Genomic DNA, 15,086 nt, shown 5'->3' on the forward strand with positions numbered 1-15,086 from the left:
TCATTGTTTTGGAGAATAACGTTGAAATTTGAAAAAGGAGACTGTATAATAACGAAGTAATACATTTTTAACATATTATATCGACGGCTGTGACAGCGCTGCAGGCGCAAGGCATCTGACTTTTATATTTAGAAATAAAGAACTAGGAGAAAGTATGAAGAATTGGAAAAAGTGGCTGTCAGCTGGTTTATTGGCAGCTGTATTGGGAGCAGCAGGAATTTCTGCTCCTGCAACAGTCAGTGCAAATGCAGGGTATTTGCCTTACGACAGGATTGACAATCTTGCACCAGAGGAAACAATGGCAAGGGTGAGGGTTTTTTCAGGTTCTACAGAAGGAGAAGCAGCCAGAGCCTGGAAGAAAATTGATGGTGTTTGCTACAACGGAAGCGGAAAAAAAATAGATGGTGCGATCACGCGTGGAATTGATGTGTCTCAGTGGCAGGAAACGATTGACTGGAAACTTGTGAAGAAAGATGTGGATTTCGCATTTATCCGGCTTTCTTATGGTCTGAATCGTGTGGATTCAAAATTTGATTATAATATGACACAGGCGGAGGCAGCTGGCGTTCCAGTTGGAACTTATGTATACAGCCTGGCGAAATCCAATAAGGAAGCACTGGCAGAGGCGCAGCTGGCAATTCAGAAAATGAAAGGGCATAAGGTTTCTTACCCGGTAGTGTTTGACATGGAGGATGAGAGAACGCTGGGAACCAAAAGCAAAAGGGAAATTTCACAGATTGCCCTTACTTTCTGCGATGAGATCCGTAAGGCTGGGTACACGCCTATGCTTTATATGAATCTGGACTGGTATAATAATTTTGTGGATTGGAGTGTACTGGAAGGGGCTGGAATTGATGTCTGGATTGCTTATTATGGAGATCATGTCCTGGCGCCAAGTACCAGCACATACAAGTATACCATCTGGCAGGGGACGGCTGGCGACGAAGTTTCGGGAATGGCTTCCACCAAGAATCTTATAAGCGGTATTTCAAAAAGGGACAATGTGGATGTGAATTTTGGGTTTGTGGATTATACTGCCAAAATTGTACCAAGATGGCAGCCTCAGCAAGGTTATACACCTGCCGCAGAGCCGTCATATCAGGACAAGGTCCCGATGAAAAATGGCTGGGTTACAGAGGACAGCAGGAAATATTATTATGAAAACAACGTAAAAGTCACCGGCTGGAAAAGAATTGACGGTAAATGTTATTATTTTAGCAGAGCTAACGGTGCTATGTACAGGAACAAATTGCGGAAATCAGCTACTTCACTCTTTTTCCTGGATAAAAATGGTGTTCGTGTAAGCAATCAGTTTGTGACCCAAAGCGGAAAGAAATACTATTTTGGTTATAATGGCATGGCGTACACTGGAATGAAAAAGATTGGAAGCAGGTATTATTATTTTAATCCGAAGACATTTGAACTGCGGACCAATTATAAATATATAGACTCCTCAGGCAATATTTATTACTTTGATAAAAATGGTATTCGCGTACAGAATAAATTTTATTCTATAACTGTGGGCAAACAGAAGCTTACCTATTATTTTGACAGAAATGGAAAAGCCTATAAAGGTTGGCATACCATTAAGGGAAAGAAGTATTATTTTTATAATGGAACCGGGGCGAAAGCAGGTGTTCGTGCCCAGAGTATAAAGCTCACCAGCAAAAACAGAATCGTTTCTGTGTTTAATAAAGACGGTGTATGTACGAAGCAGTACAAAGCCTGATCAGACAAAGGCAGCAGGTCAGGGGGGATATTTTATCTCTGACTTCACAAAAATAGAAATAAGGAGAAAAGAAAATGGGAAAAATTAAAGTAACAAACTGTGACGATATCGAAGGATTAAAGGTAATTGAACCAACTGTATTTGGTGATTCCAGAGGTTATTTTATGGAAACATACAATTACAATGATTTTAAGGAAGCTGGAATTGATGTGGAGTTTGTACAGGATAATCAGTCCAGCTCAAGATACGGTGTGCTCCGCGGACTTCATTTCCAGCTGAACTATCCGCAGGACAAGCTTGTACGTGTTGTAAACGGCGAAGTATTCGACGTTGCTGTTGACTTAAGAAAAGATTCCAAAACATACGGCAAGTGGTATGGCGTTCTTCTTTCAGCAGAGAATAAGAAGCAGTTCTTTATTCCGAAGGGATTTGCCCATGGCTTCCTGGTTCTTTCCGAAAATGCAGAGTTCACATACAAATGCTCTGACTTCTATCATCCCAATGATGAGGGCGGTCTGATCTGGAATGACCCGGATATCAACGTACAGTGGCCGATTCCGGAAGGAATGGAACTGATCTTCTCTGACAAGGATCAGAAATGGGGAAGTTTAAAGGAACTTCAGAGATAGGAGATCATAAATGCTTAAAACAATTTTTTCTCTGCCGGCGGATCTGTACAGAAACCGCCGGCTGGTTATGAAACTGGCGAAAAATGATTTTAAGACCAGATATGCAGGATCTTATTTTGGAACCATCTGGGCATTTGTTCAGCCGGTTGTAACCATTCTGGTATATTGGTTTGTATTTTCAGTGGGCTTCCGCTCCAACACAGATGAGCTTGGAATCCCATTTGTGCTTTATCTGGTAGCGGGAATTGTCCCCTGGTTTTTCTTTTCAGATGCTCTTTCCGGGGGAACCAATGCGCTGATTGAATATAATTACCTGGTAAAAAAGGTAGTTTTTAATATTAGCGTGCTGCCGGTCGTAAAAATTATTTCAGCATTGTTTGTGCATGGCTTTTTTGTTATATTAGCCATTATTCTTTATATGTGCAACGGCAGATTCCCAGATATGTACTATTTACAGATTTTCTATTACAGTGCATGTGCCTTCTTTCTGGTAACGGGGCTGTGCTATGCAACCAGCGCGATTGTAGTGCTGTTTCGTGACCTGGGACAGATTATCGGAATTATACTTCAGATTGGTGTATGGATCACACCTATTATGTGGGTTGCGGAGAGCATGATCGGTGTACAGAGCCGACTGTACAAAATACTTCAGTTGAATCCAATGTTTTATATTGTGTCAGGATACAGAGATGCCTTTATTATAAAAAGATGGTTCTGGGAAAGACCGAACTGGACCATTTACTTCTGGGTAGTATCCATCATCTGTTTCCTGTTCGGAAACTGGATTTTTAAACGTCTTCGCATTCATTTTGCAGATGTTTTATAATGCATGGAAATAGAAAGGAACTAATGTGGAAAGTAAAAATGCCATTGAAATAAAGAACCTGTCTAAGATGTACAGGCTTTATAATAAACCTTCAGACCGTCTGAAGGATTCCCTCGGCTTTGGGAAAAAGAAACGCTACCGGGAGCATTACGCATTAAGAGATGTAAGCTTTGATGTGCGCGAGGGAGAATGTGTTGGTATTATCGGAACCAATGGCTCCGGTAAGTCTACCATCCTGAAGATTATTACAGGTGTACTTGCGCCCACTGCAGGGGAAGTGTCTGTGCATGGAAGGATTTCAGCTCTGCTGGAATTAGGTGCAGGCTTTAACCCGGAATATTCAGGTCTGGAAAATGTGTATCTGAATGGTACAATGCTTGGATTTTCCCAGAATGAGATTAATGAGCGCCTGGATGAGATCCTTAGTTTTGCAGATATTGGTGACTTTATCCACCAGCCTGTAAAAACCTATTCAAGCGGTATGTTCGTACGTCTTGCATTTGCAGTGGCCATCAATATTGACCCGGAAATCCTGGTAGTAGACGAAGCTTTGTCTGTAGGAGATGTATTTTTCCAGGCGAAGTGCTATCATAAATTCGAGGAATTTAAGAAACAGGGAAAAACAATTTTATTTGTAAGCCATGATCTGGGAAGCGTTTCCAAGTACTGTGACCGCGTTATCCTGCTGAATCAGGGGGAGAAGCTGGATGAAGGCTCCCCGAAGGCAATGGTAGATATGTACAAGCAGCTTCTGGTACACCAGGATCCAGTGAAGCAGGCAGAAGATGAGCATACAGCACCTGTAAATTCTGAGACAAACTGGAGAAGTGGTTTTCAGGTGAATCCCAATACTTTGGAGTATGGAGACAAGCAGGCTGAGATCTGTGATTTTGTAGTTCTGGATTCCAAGGGCCGCCAGAGCAATACCATTGAAAAAGGTTCCCGGTTTAAAATTAAAATGAAGGTTCATTTTAACGAAAGCATTCAGCAGCCAATCATGGCCTTTACCTTCAAAAATATCCAGGGAACAGAAATTACCGGAACGAATACCATGTACGAAGGCGTAAATGTAGAGAAATCCGCTTCAGGCTGTGAGTGCGTGGTTACTTTTGAACAGGAAATGAATCTGCAGGGGGGAGAATACCTTCTTTCCTTTGGATGTACCGGATATCAGAATGGAGATTTTACCGTATTTCACCGTTTATATGACGCTTGCAACATTACTGTGGTTTCTACCAAGAACACCGTTGGTTTTTATGATATGAATTCCACAGTATCAGTGGAGGAAGAATAGTAGATGCAGGAAAAAATTGGAAAAGTAACGCTGGACTATGAGTTTTATCCGGGAGAGGACCTGTACAGTGATGGCCCTGTAGAAGAGGAACTCCTGGAAATTGCCCGCAGTTATGGGGAAGAAGAATTAAATCGTGTAATTGCAGAGAAAAACAGCTGGCCGGTACTTTACCATTTTTCCCATATCCGTCAGAATATACTGGAGTGGCTTCCAATCCGGAAAACAGACAAGGTTCTGGAAATTGGCTCTGGATGCGGTCCTATTACAGGAGCTTTGGCAAAGAAAGCCGGAAGCGTAACCTGTATTGATCTGTCCAAAATGCGCAGCACCATTAATGCTTACCGAAATCGAGAATGTGACAATGTAAAGATCATGGTGGGAAATTTTCAGGATATTGAGGTGAGCCTTACTGAAAAATATGATTATATCACGCTGATTGGCGTGTTCGAATATTCAGAAGGATATATTGGAACTCATCAGCCTTATGTGGAAATGCTTCGCCGCATATCCAGACATCTGGAAAAAGACGGAAAGCTGGTCATTGCCATAGAAAATCGTCTGGGACTGAAATACTGGGCTGGCTGTACCGAAGACCATGTAGGGAAATATTTTGAAGGCATTGAAAATTATCCGGATACGAAAGGGGTAAGAACCTTTTCAAGAAAAGAACTGCAGGAACTGATCGATGCTGCAGGCAGCTTTCAGACCACCTTCTATTATCCTTATCCGGATTATAAGTTTCCGCTGACCATCTATTCCGATAAACGCCTTCCAAAAAAGGGAGAACTGAAAGATAATTTCTGTAATTTTGACAGACCCAGGATTCAGCTGTTTAATGAAGAAAGGGTGTATGATTCTTTAGTGGATGCCGGACTTTTTCCGGAGTTTTCCAATTCGTTTCTGGTGATTGCGAAAAGAGAGGAAGAATAATGGCAGAGATTATTTACAGCAAATATTCCAATGAGAGAAGCAGACGTTTTGCCATCCGTACAGATATTCTGGAAGAAAACAAAAAGCGCTGGCTGCAGAAAAAAGCTCTTTACCCGGAAGGAAAAGAGCATATGGACAATCTGGCTTCCTGGAACAGCAGATTAAATGCTGTGTACGAGAAAGTCCCCTTTGTATGCAATAAATGTGAAATCGTGGAAGATGGCGTGAAATTTGAGTATCTGGATGCAGAAAGTCTTTCGGAGCATCTGGACAGCATGCTGCAGAGAGGGGAAATCCAGGCTGCATTTGATCGGCTTGTGGAGTTTTTGAAGCAGGTGCGGCTTGTATACAGCCAGAAACCATTTGAAGTGACAGCAGAATTTCAGCAGGTATTTGGAAATGTGACATTGCCGTCTCAGCTTATGTGTGCGGAGATTACAAATATTGATATAGTTTGTGATAATGTAATGCTTACAGAACCTATCACGCTGCTGGATTATGAATGGACCTTTGAATTTCCGGTACCCTGTGAATATGTTCTGTATCGGATCATTCACTATTATATTCAGACAAACAGTATCCGGACACCTTTAAATGAAGAGAAGCTTTATCAGGAGCTGGGAATCAGTGAAGCTCTGCAGAGCTCATTTGCTCAGATGGAGAAAGCTTTTCAGGGATATATCACAGGCAGTCATGTTCCCATGCGTGAAATGTATGGAGTGATGACGCCTGGAATGAGTTCATTTTCTGTGGAGACTACAGGACTGCTGCAGGTGTATTTCGGCGATGAAGAGGGCAGGTACTATGAACCGTTTTCCGCGAAGCGTCCAATTATGACACGCCATGCGGACTACACAATTGATCTGCCTCCAGAGTGCCGCAAAATACGAATTGATCCAGGTGACCAGCCCTGTATGGTTCACATAAAGAAACTGGCATTTGACGGACAGACTGCATCTATGGATGAAGCAGAAGTTCCGGACGGTTTTATCCATGGCAGCTGGGCCTTGATATCCAGGCCGGATCCCCACATAAAAGACATTGCCGTACCCCAGGGTGCGAAGCAATTGACCATGCAGCTGGAAATCTATCTGGAAAATCAGGATATGCTGGCGTGCCTGCAGGATCTGCAAAAGGAGAACGCAAGGTTAAATGATCTTGTAGAACAGCGGACCAGGGAACTGGAAGAGAAAAACAAACCCATGCTTCAGATGGTATATGAGAAGGTTATGGAAAAGAAAGGGAAATAACATGAGTCAAAAAGTATTGCTGGTAGAGAAAGAACGCTTTCTTCTGGATGACAGTAAAAAATATATGATTACCGGCATTATTTCGAAAGAAGATCAGATTGAAAGCTTTCTTGATGGAAAACTTCTTCCATCAGAGGTACAGGAACGAATCGTTTTATCTCCCAGGGAACGAACCCTGGATGAGCAGTTTCCAGGGGGCAAATGGGCAGATGTATTTCTAACCTTGCCGGAAGATCTGAAGAAGCATAAGGTTATTAAGGTTTATGCTGTAAATGGAAAGCAGAGACGTCTGTGGTATAAGTCCAATGTTCTGGAAATTGCCAGGAAGCAGGGCAGGCCGCAGTTCTTTCTGGATGCCGAGATTTTTGCACCCCAGGAAAATGCAGTAGGTCTTGGAGGCTGGGCAGTAGCCAGAACACCTTTGCAGTACAGAGCCTACGATGAAAATAAAAAACCACTGAAAATCAAGGTGAAACGCTGCATCAGAATGGATGTAGCAGAGATGTACCGGGAATGGCCTATTGAGAAGGAATGCGGCTTTTCCATTCGCATCGAGAATGTGACAGGAAAAAAAGTTTACTTTGTGATAAAGGACCAGGAAGGAAACAAGACGGTTTACCAGATCGGAACCACTCCTATCAGTAAATTTGTGGGAAAACTTGGCACCTACAGCAAAAAAGCTGCTGTATATTACCGTGCCCACGGTGCTGTTCCAATGGCAAAAAAATGCATCGAACGCTTAAGGACGCCGAAGCAGAAGGATGGAATGTATGAGACCTGGCTGAAAGAAAATAAAGTTACCCGTCAGGAGTTAAACAGACAGAGAAAGCGGGTTTTTAAAGAGAACATCAAATTCAGCATTGTTGTTCCGCTGTATAAGACGGATGAATATTTGCTGAAGTCTCTGGTGGATTCCGTTCTTGCCCAGACCTACAGCAACTGGGAACTGTGTCTTTCCGATGGCAGCGGCCCGGATTCTCCGATCAAAAATCTTCTGAAAGAATATGAGAAAAAGGATTCCCGAATCCGTGTGGTATATAATGAAAAACAGCTGAGAATTTCAGACAATACCAATGCGGCAATTGGAATCGCAACAGGCAATTATATTACTTTTTCTGATCATGACGACACTTTGGCAGAAGAGGCGCTCTATCAGATGGCAGCTGAGATTGAGAGCCATCCAGAAGCAGAGTTATTATATTCCGATGAAGACATTATTGATATCAAGGGAAAACGTCTGTATCCTCATTTTAAGCCGGACTTTAATCCGGACTACCTGCATTGTGTTAATTACATCTGTCATCTTGTGGTTGTGAAGAGAACCCTTCTTGATAAGGTTGGCCTTCTGCAGGGAGAATATGATGGTTCCCAGGACTATGATTTCCTGCTGCGCTGTACCGAACATACACAGAATATCCGACATATTCCCAAGCTCCTTTATCACTGGAGAAGCCATGAGGGCTCTACCGCAGGGAATCCGGATGACAAGCCATATGCAGTGATTGCCGGTGAGAAGGCTTTGACAGAGCATTATAAGCGTATGGGAATTGATGCAGTCGTAGAATATACAGGAAATCCTGTTGTTTTCCGAAGCTATTTTGCCATAAAGGGAAATCCAAAGGTCTCTATTCTGATTCCCAATAAGGATCACACTGCAGATCTGGAGAAATGCGTGACCTCCATTATGGAAAAAAGCACATGGAAAAATTTTGAGATTATTGTAATTGAAAATAACAGCGAGGAAGAGAAAACCTTCTGTTATTATGAAGAACTTGAGAAGCGGTATTCAGAAGTAAAGGTGGTTAAATGGGATGGCCCCTTTAATTATTCCGCGATCAATAATTTTGGTGCACAGTATGCAGAGGGAGAATTCCTGCTGCTTCTGAACAATGATACGGAAGTCATCACTCCGCAGTGGCTGGAGAATCTTATGGGATACTGCCAGCGGGAGGATGTGGCTATCGTTGGAGCCAAGCTTCTGTATCCGGACAATACGGTACAGCATGCAGGCGTGGTTGTGGGAATTGCAGGTTTTGCAGGACATATTCTTACAGGTTACGACAGAAATGCAATGGGATATTTATGGCGTCTTGGAGTTGCCCAGGATGAAAGTGCGGTAACCGGAGCCTGCCTCATGGTGAAACGGTCTGTTTTTGACCAGCTTCATGGACTGGATGAAAGCTTTACTGTGGCATTAAATGACATTGATTTCTGTCTGAGAGCCAGAGCACTTGGTAAATTAGTTGTGTTCACTCCCGAGGCATGCCTTTATCATTATGAGTCCAAATCACGCGGTATGGAAAATACCGAGGAAAAACAGCAGCGCTTTAAAAAGGAAATCAGCCATTTCCGCGAACGCCATGCAGAGTTCCTGAAAAAAGGAGATCCCTACTACAATCCGAATCTTAGCCTTGTACGTGGGGACTGCACCTTTCGTATGGAATCCGAGAAGAAAATCGAAGCGGATTTTGGAAAATAATGAAATAATCATTGAAACCGAAATCCCTGGCAGCAATAAAAAATCAGCCTGAGCAGATGCACAATAGCATCCTGCTCGGGCTGATTTTTTGATAGGTTAAGATTTCACGACCTTAACAATTCTCCAGATAAAGAAAATAAGAAGAATAAGGAAAGCTCCGGCAATCACATAATAAGGAATGTAAGTGTGTGCCTCCGAATATTCTCTGGCGGCCTGCATATTCTGTTCACCTTCCTGAACAGATGCAGTGTCCTGTGCCTGTGTCACCTCAAGGACAGCTGATCCCACAGCCGCTCCGTTAAACAGATAAGTGCGGTCGATCTCATCGCCGTTCTGTGTATCTTCTGTAGTCAGGCTGTCTTCTGCAGTGCCGTTGGGGACGACCACATCTCCGCCGGAGATAATACTGAAATCACTGTCTCCAAGAGAAAGCAGCTGGAACTGATCGAATCCGTAATTCAAAATGGAGGCCGCATCCGGTGCGGTCTGTCCGGAAGCACCCTTCAAAACAACGCTGATCAGTGTCATGCCGTCTCGCTGGGCTGCGCACACCAGTGTGCTGCCGGAGGCCTCTGTATAGCCCTCTTTTCCTCCTATGCAGCCCTCATAGAAACCAGTGCTTGCGGTATCGGTCATGGTAAACTTACTGGTCAGATTACGGTCAGCGGCTTTATTAGTAGCCGGGATGGTATAGCTGGTGGCTGCTGCAATAGTGCGGAAGGATTCGCTCTGGATGGCAGCCTGCATGATCAGTGCCATATCGTGGGCTGTGGTATGCTGATTGTCATCGGGAAGTCCGGTGGGATTGGTAAAAACGGTATTGGTGCAGCCAAGCTCCTGGGCACGGCTGTTCATCATCTGTACAAAATTATCTACAGAACCTCCCACATGCTCTGCAATCTGCAAAGCGATATCATTGGCAGAGGCTACCATGATGGCGTACAGACACTGCTCCACAGTGAAAACCTCATCCACCTGGGAGGAGATGCTGGCACCTCCATCGGTAACTCCGGAAACTCCGGTAGCGGTCATTGTAACCTGATCGGTCAGCTGTGCATTTTCAAGAGCAAGAAGGCAGGTCATGATCTTCACCGTGCTTCCCGGGAAAAGCACTTCATCTGCATTCTTGGAATAGAGCACCGTATTGGTGGAATTCTCCATCACTACAGCTGCCTCTGAGGAAATATCGGAGGCCTGAGGCCATCCGGAAATAGAATTGGTGGTGATTCCACCGGCTGCATCAGTGGTCTGGGTCTGATCTGCCTCTTCCGCCATAACCGGTACCTGGCCAAGAAGGGAAGCGGAAAGTCCAAGAACCATAAGTGCTGACAGTATCTTTGGCTTTTTCATCATATAATAAACTCCTGTGCGAAAATAAACTTAATAAAATTATAACATATCCTATAGTTTCCCTGTAAAATAAGAAAATATAAGTACTGGTTATGGATACAATCATATCCTAAAAGCCAGGTTAATTCAACCTTTCTTTTACGCCTTCCTTGCAAATTTGTTTCTTCAATGTTAAAATAGGGGCAATTATAATAGAAAAGGATTTTGGTATGAGTGAAAAAAGCGGATCAGAAGGACGGATCCAGTGGTCCCGTTTCTTCAAAAAATTATCTCCATATATGATCCAGAAGGGACTTTTATATCTGCGGCATTATGGCCTGAAGGAATTCTGGATCCGGCTCCATGAGCGGTTTGAGCCGGAGGAGATTCCATATGGTCCCTGGTATGAGGCGTATGCGCCTGACCAGACGGTCCTTGACAAACAGAGAAAGAAAAAGTTTGTTTATGCGCCCCTTATCAGCGTGGTAGTTCCTGCGTATCGGACTCCGCAGCTGTTTTTGAAGCAGATGATAGATTCTCTTATAGCCCAGACCTATGAGAACTGGGAGCTGTGCATTGCCAACGGAAGCCCGGAAGAGGAATCCATGAGAAAGACTCTGGAAGAGTACAGCAGTAAAGACAGCCGCATCCGTTGGATGGATCTGAATGAGAATAAGGGAATTGCAGAGAATACAAATGCGGCATTTTCCATGGCGAAGGGAGAGTTTGTGGGGCTTCTGGACCATGATGACCTTCTTTCTCCCAATACCCTGTATGAGATCGTGAATGCACTGAATGAGCATGAACAGGCAGATGCAGTGTATACAGATGAGGATAAGGTGACGGCTGAACTGGACGAGCATTTTCAGCCTCACTTAAAGCCTGATTTTAACATCGATCTTCTTCGCTCCAACAATTATATCTGTCACTTTTTTGTTGTGAGACGGCAGCTTGTGGAAGAAGTGGGAGGCTTTCGCCGTGAGTTCGACGGTGCGCAGGATTACGATTTTATTTTCCGCTGTGTGGAAAAAGCCCGTGAGGTTGTGCATGTGCCGGAGATTTTGTATCACTGGCGTACCCATAAGGCATCTACCGCAGATAATCCTGCAAGCAAGATGTATGCTTTTGAAGCCGGCAGGCGTGCGATTGAGGCCCATCTTGAGCGTACCGGGGTGAAAGGAACAGTTAGCCATACTGCAGACCTTGGTTTTTATCGTGTGAAATATCCGGTACAGGGACATCCTCTTGTTTCCATTATCATTCCCAATAAGGATGAGAAGGAGACTCTGGAGAACTGTCTGGAATCCATTCGGAAAAACACTCTTTACGACAACTACGAAATCATTATTGTGGAGAACAACAGTACCACAGATGAGATTTTTGAATATTATAAGAAGATTTCTGCAGATCCAAGAATCCACCTGATCTGCTGGAAAAAGGAATTCAACTATTCTGCCATCAATAATTTCGGCGTGAAAAATGCCAGAGGCGAGTATCTGTTATTCCTGAACAACGATGTGACCGTGATCACAGAGGATTGGCTGGGTGAGATGCTTGGCGTATGCCAGCGAAGAGAAGTAGGAGCTGTAGGCGTGAAGCTTCTTTACCCGGATAATACCATTCAGCATGCTGGCTGTGTGGTTGGAATTGGCGGGATTGCAGGCCATATGTTCGTGGACATGCCTGCAGAGCGCACTGGATACCTTCATAAGGCTTCTATTTTGCAGGACATGAGTGCTGTAACTGCCGCCTGCATGATGATGAAGCGCAGTGCTTTTGACAAGGCCGGCGGATTTACCGAGCAGCTGGCTGTGGCATTCAACGATGTGGATCTTTGCCTGAAAGCGGGAAAAGCAGGTTATCTGGTGGTATATGACCCTTATGTGAAGCTTTACCATATGGAGTCCAAGACCAGGGGAGCTGAGGATGATGATGCCAAGATCCGCCGTTTTCAGAGAGAAATTGAGTATATGAGAAGCAATTGGATAGGGATTCTGAAGAATGGAGACCCTAATTATAACAAGAATCTTTCTCTGACCAAATGGAATTATTCCCTGAGACCGATTCCGGGTATGTCCGGCAAAAATGACGAGAAAGACTAAGGAGAAATTATGCAGGAAGTATCAGTCATTATACCAAATTACAATGGCATGGCATATCTGGAGGGAGTGCTCTCCAGCCTGGAGCAGCAGGAATTTCAGAATTTCGAGACGATTCTGGTAGACAATGGATCATCTGATGGCAGCGTGGCCTTTACAATGGGGAATTATCCCTGGGTACACATTATTGAACTGCCTGATAATTTTGGGTTTTCCAGAGCTGTGAATGAGGGAATTTACGCAGCCAGGGCTCCTTATGTGCTTCTTTTAAATAATGATACAGAAGTGGACCGCTATTTTGTGGGAGAAATGCTGGCTGCCATCAAGCGGCACAGAAGAGCTTTTTCCTGCAGTGCCCGCATGATCTGCTATCATGACAGGGACAAGCTGGATGATGCTGGAAATTATTACAGCGCCCTTGGCTGGGCTTTTGCCAGGGGAAAAGGCAAGGATGTTCACAGTTGCGAGAGTGAGGACAAAATTTTCACCTCCTGTGCAGGGGCTGCTATATATAGGAAGAAAATATTCGAGAAGATTGGTTATTTTGATGAGGAGCACTTTGCATATCTGGAGGATATCGATGTGGGCTACAGGGCGAGAATCAATGGCTATGAGAACTGGTATGCCCCAAAAGCAATCGTGTATCATATAGGAAGCGGAACAAGCGGCTCCAGATACAATCATTTCAAGACCAGGTATTCTTCCAGAAATAATATTTATCTGATCTACAAAAATATGCCGTTTCTGCAGATCCTTCTGAATCTTCCGTTTCTGATCCTGGGATTTGGAATGAAGATTCTGTTCTTTACCCAAAAAGGAATGGGAAGGGAATACATTGCCGGGATCAAGAACGGTTTTCAGATCAGTCACAGAGACAAAAAGGTCAAATTCAAATTGAAAAATCTGGAACAGTATATAAAGATCCAGCTGGAATTATGGGGGAATCTCTTTTACAGATTCTTTGCATAAAAGAATGTTTATCAAATTTTTATAAATGAAGTTTGAAGAATTTGTTGCAATTCTGTTTTATCTATTATAAGATAAGGAAAGTCACAGTCCTGGAGCACTTTTGAAGGAAGTGCATGGGCGGCGGACAGAAGGCAGAGGTGGCAAGCTTGATCAGAGACAATCAGAAGAATTTCAGTCGTCTCCATGTTGTAGTAGATGCCTGTGTAATTACGCTATCTTATTTCTTTGCCTGGGTACTTCGATTTATCGGCCCGTTTGCGGCAACTGCAGTGCGTGCAAGAAGCTTTGAGCAGTATATGTCTGCTCTGATCTTCATTCTGCCTGCATATATTTTGCTATATCATGCGTTTTCCCTGTATGAGCCTATGCGGATGCAGGGAAGACGCCTTGTGCTGTCAAATATTATCAAGGCCAATTCCCTTGGTATTCTGATTACCATATTTATACTGTACACCATTGAAGAGGGGAATATTTCCCGTTCTGTGCTGTATATGTTCTATGGAATCTGTATTCTGGCCAGCTGGGGAGTGAGAATGCTCATTTTCTACAGCCTGCGGAATATGCGAAAGCGCGGACTGAACCAGAAGCAGGTGGTACTTGTAGGATACAGCCGGGCAGCAGAGGAATATATTGACCGCATCAGGGAGAATCCGCAGTGGGGGTATGTTGTGAGAGGAATTCTGGATGACAATATTCCTGCGGGTACTATGTACAAGGGCATTAAGGTAATTGGACGAATTGCCAATCTGAATGTGATCCTGCCTGAGAGCAGGCTGGATGAGATTGCGATTACGCTTGGCTTAAGTGAATATTACCGGCTGGAGGAGATTGTTGCACTTTGCGAGAAATCAGGAGTGCATACAAAGTTTATTCCGGACTATAATAAGATTATTCCTACCAAACCATATACAGAAGATATCCTGGGACTTCCGGTCATCAATATCCGGTATGTGCCCCTGAGCAATACCTTCAATTCCATGATCAAGAGAGTGATGGATATTATCGGATCCATTATCGGGATCATTGTGGCATCTCCGGTTATGCTGGTGATGTGTATTTTAATTAAGATCACATCCCCGGGACCGCTGATCTATCGCCAGGAGCGAGTGGGACTTCATAACCAGACTTTCTGGATGTACAAATTCCGTTCCATGGAGATTCAGCCGGAGGCGGAGGAGAAGAAAGCCTGGACTGTGAAAAACGATCCCAGAGTTACAGGAATTGGAAGATTTATGCGCCGGACCAGTATTGATGAGCTTCCCCAGCTGTTTAACATTCTGAAGGGAGACATGAGCCTGGTGGGACCAAGACCGGAGAGACCATTTTTTGTGGAGAAATTCCGTGAGGAGATTCCAAGATACATGGTGAAGCACCAGGTAAGACCGGGACTGACCGGATGGGCGCAGGTAAATGGCTACAGAGGAGATACCTCCATCCGCAAAAGAATCGAGTATGATTTGTATTACATTGAGAACTGGACCGTTGGTCTGGATATAAAAATATTGTTTATGACAATTTTTAAGGGATTTATTAATAAGAATGCTTACTGAGA

General features: G+C 43.9%; 11 protein-coding genes. 10 read left to right on the forward strand and 1 reads right to left on the reverse strand.

The window, feature by feature from the left end:
• Positions 1 to 154: 154 nt before the first annotated feature.
• The 7 genes from H8S54_RS17815 (at position 155) to H8S54_RS17845 (ending at position 9,137) form a co-directional block, all read left to right on the forward strand.
• Positions 155 to 1,729 carry a GH25 family lysozyme gene (locus tag H8S54_RS17815; RefSeq protein ID WP_173765189.1) on the forward strand — a complete coding sequence of 525 codons (1,575 nt, stop codon included), beginning with the start codon at positions 155 to 157 and terminating at the stop codon, positions 1,727 to 1,729.
• Between the two features lie 74 nt (positions 1,730 to 1,803).
• Entirely contained in the window at positions 1,804 to 2,358 is a 555-nt protein-coding gene (gene rfbC, locus H8S54_RS17820; protein ID WP_021926297.1) for a dTDP-4-dehydrorhamnose 3,5-epimerase, read from the forward strand.
• A 10-nt stretch (positions 2,359 to 2,368) separates the two neighbouring features.
• Entirely contained in the window at positions 2,369 to 3,184 is an 816-nt protein-coding gene (locus H8S54_RS17825) for an ABC transporter permease (protein WP_021926298.1), read from the forward strand.
• A gap of 67 nt (positions 3,185 to 3,251) precedes the next feature.
• Positions 3,252 to 4,478, forward strand: coding sequence for an ABC transporter ATP-binding protein (locus H8S54_RS17830; RefSeq protein ID WP_117853354.1), 1,227 nt, complete (start codon positions 3,252 to 3,254; stop codon positions 4,476 to 4,478).
• A gap of 3 nt (positions 4,479 to 4,481) precedes the next feature.
• Positions 4,482 to 5,408 (forward strand): class I SAM-dependent DNA methyltransferase, encoded by a 927-nt coding sequence (locus H8S54_RS17835; RefSeq protein ID WP_117853200.1) that lies wholly within the window; start codon positions 4,482 to 4,484, stop codon positions 5,406 to 5,408.
• Positions 5,408 to 6,658 (forward strand): hypothetical protein, encoded by a 1,251-nt coding sequence (locus H8S54_RS17840; RefSeq protein WP_117853203.1) that lies wholly within the window; start codon positions 5,408 to 5,410, stop codon positions 6,656 to 6,658. The genes H8S54_RS17835 and H8S54_RS17840 overlap by 1 nt, the downstream gene beginning before the upstream one ends.
• A gap of 1 nt (position 6,659) precedes the next feature.
• Positions 6,660 to 9,137, forward strand: a complete 2,478-nt coding sequence (locus H8S54_RS17845; RefSeq protein ID WP_021926301.1) for a glycosyltransferase family 2 protein — start codon at positions 6,660 to 6,662, stop codon at positions 9,135 to 9,137.
• 96 nt (positions 9,138 to 9,233) lie between these two features.
• Here H8S54_RS17845 and H8S54_RS17850 read toward each other — a convergent pair whose 3' ends face one another.
• Positions 9,234 to 10,490: a D-alanyl-D-alanine carboxypeptidase family protein gene (locus tag H8S54_RS17850; RefSeq protein WP_243000256.1), complete on the reverse strand. Its 1,257-nt coding sequence runs from the start codon at positions 10,488 to 10,490 to the stop codon at positions 9,234 to 9,236.
• Between the two features lie 206 nt (positions 10,491 to 10,696).
• On the opposite strand from H8S54_RS17850, the gene H8S54_RS17855 reads away from it, so the two are divergent.
• The 3 genes from H8S54_RS17855 to H8S54_RS17865 all read left to right on the forward strand — a co-directional run bounded on the left by H8S54_RS17855 (position 10,697) and on the right by H8S54_RS17865 (position 15,084).
• A complete protein-coding gene (locus H8S54_RS17855) occupies positions 10,697 to 12,568 on the forward strand; it encodes a glycosyltransferase family 2 protein (RefSeq protein WP_186901943.1) in 1,872 nt (623 codons plus the stop codon).
• Positions 12,569 to 12,577: 9 nt separating this feature from the next.
• A complete protein-coding gene (locus H8S54_RS17860) occupies positions 12,578 to 13,534 on the forward strand; it encodes a glycosyltransferase family 2 protein (RefSeq protein ID WP_117853211.1) in 957 nt (318 codons plus the stop codon).
• A gap of 146 nt (positions 13,535 to 13,680) precedes the next feature.
• The gene (locus tag H8S54_RS17865) at positions 13,681 to 15,084 is read left to right on the forward strand and encodes an undecaprenyl-phosphate glucose phosphotransferase (protein WP_117853359.1); all 1,404 of its coding nucleotides are present in this window, start codon (positions 13,681 to 13,683) and stop codon (positions 15,082 to 15,084) included.
• The last annotated feature ends 2 nt before the right edge of the window (positions 15,085 to 15,086 follow it).

Source organism: Blautia segnis, from assembly GCF_014287535.1.
GTDB lineage: Bacteria > Bacillota > Clostridia > Lachnospirales > Lachnospiraceae > Blautia_A > Blautia_A acetigignens.

Excerpts from the sequence above, each read along its gene's own strand:
- H8S54_RS17855 (WP_186901943.1), top strand. The coding sequence starts at position 10,697 with ATGAGTGAAAAAAGCGGATCAGAAGGACGGATCCAGTGGTCCCGTTTC.
- H8S54_RS17815 (WP_173765189.1), top strand. The coding sequence starts at position 155 with ATGAAGAATTGGAAAAAGTGGCTGTCAGCTGGTTTATTGGCAGCTGTA.
- H8S54_RS17840 (WP_117853203.1), top strand. The coding sequence starts at position 5,408 with ATGGCAGAGATTATTTACAGCAAATATTCCAATGAGAGAAGCAGACGT.
- rfbC (WP_021926297.1), top strand. The coding sequence starts at position 1,804 with ATGGGAAAAATTAAAGTAACAAACTGTGACGATATCGAAGGATTAAAG.
- H8S54_RS17830 (WP_117853354.1), top strand. The coding sequence starts at position 3,252 with ATGTACAGGCTTTATAATAAACCTTCAGACCGTCTGAAGGATTCCCTC.
- H8S54_RS17850 (WP_243000256.1), bottom strand. The coding sequence starts at position 10,490 with ATGATGAAAAAGCCAAAGATACTGTCAGCACTTATGGTTCTTGGACTT.
- H8S54_RS17845 (WP_021926301.1), top strand. The coding sequence starts at position 6,660 with ATGAGTCAAAAAGTATTGCTGGTAGAGAAAGAACGCTTTCTTCTGGAT.
- H8S54_RS17860 (WP_117853211.1), top strand. The coding sequence starts at position 12,578 with ATGCAGGAAGTATCAGTCATTATACCAAATTACAATGGCATGGCATAT.
- H8S54_RS17835 (WP_117853200.1), top strand. The coding sequence starts at position 4,482 with ATGCAGGAAAAAATTGGAAAAGTAACGCTGGACTATGAGTTTTATCCG.
- H8S54_RS17825 (WP_021926298.1), top strand. The coding sequence starts at position 2,369 with ATGCTTAAAACAATTTTTTCTCTGCCGGCGGATCTGTACAGAAACCGC.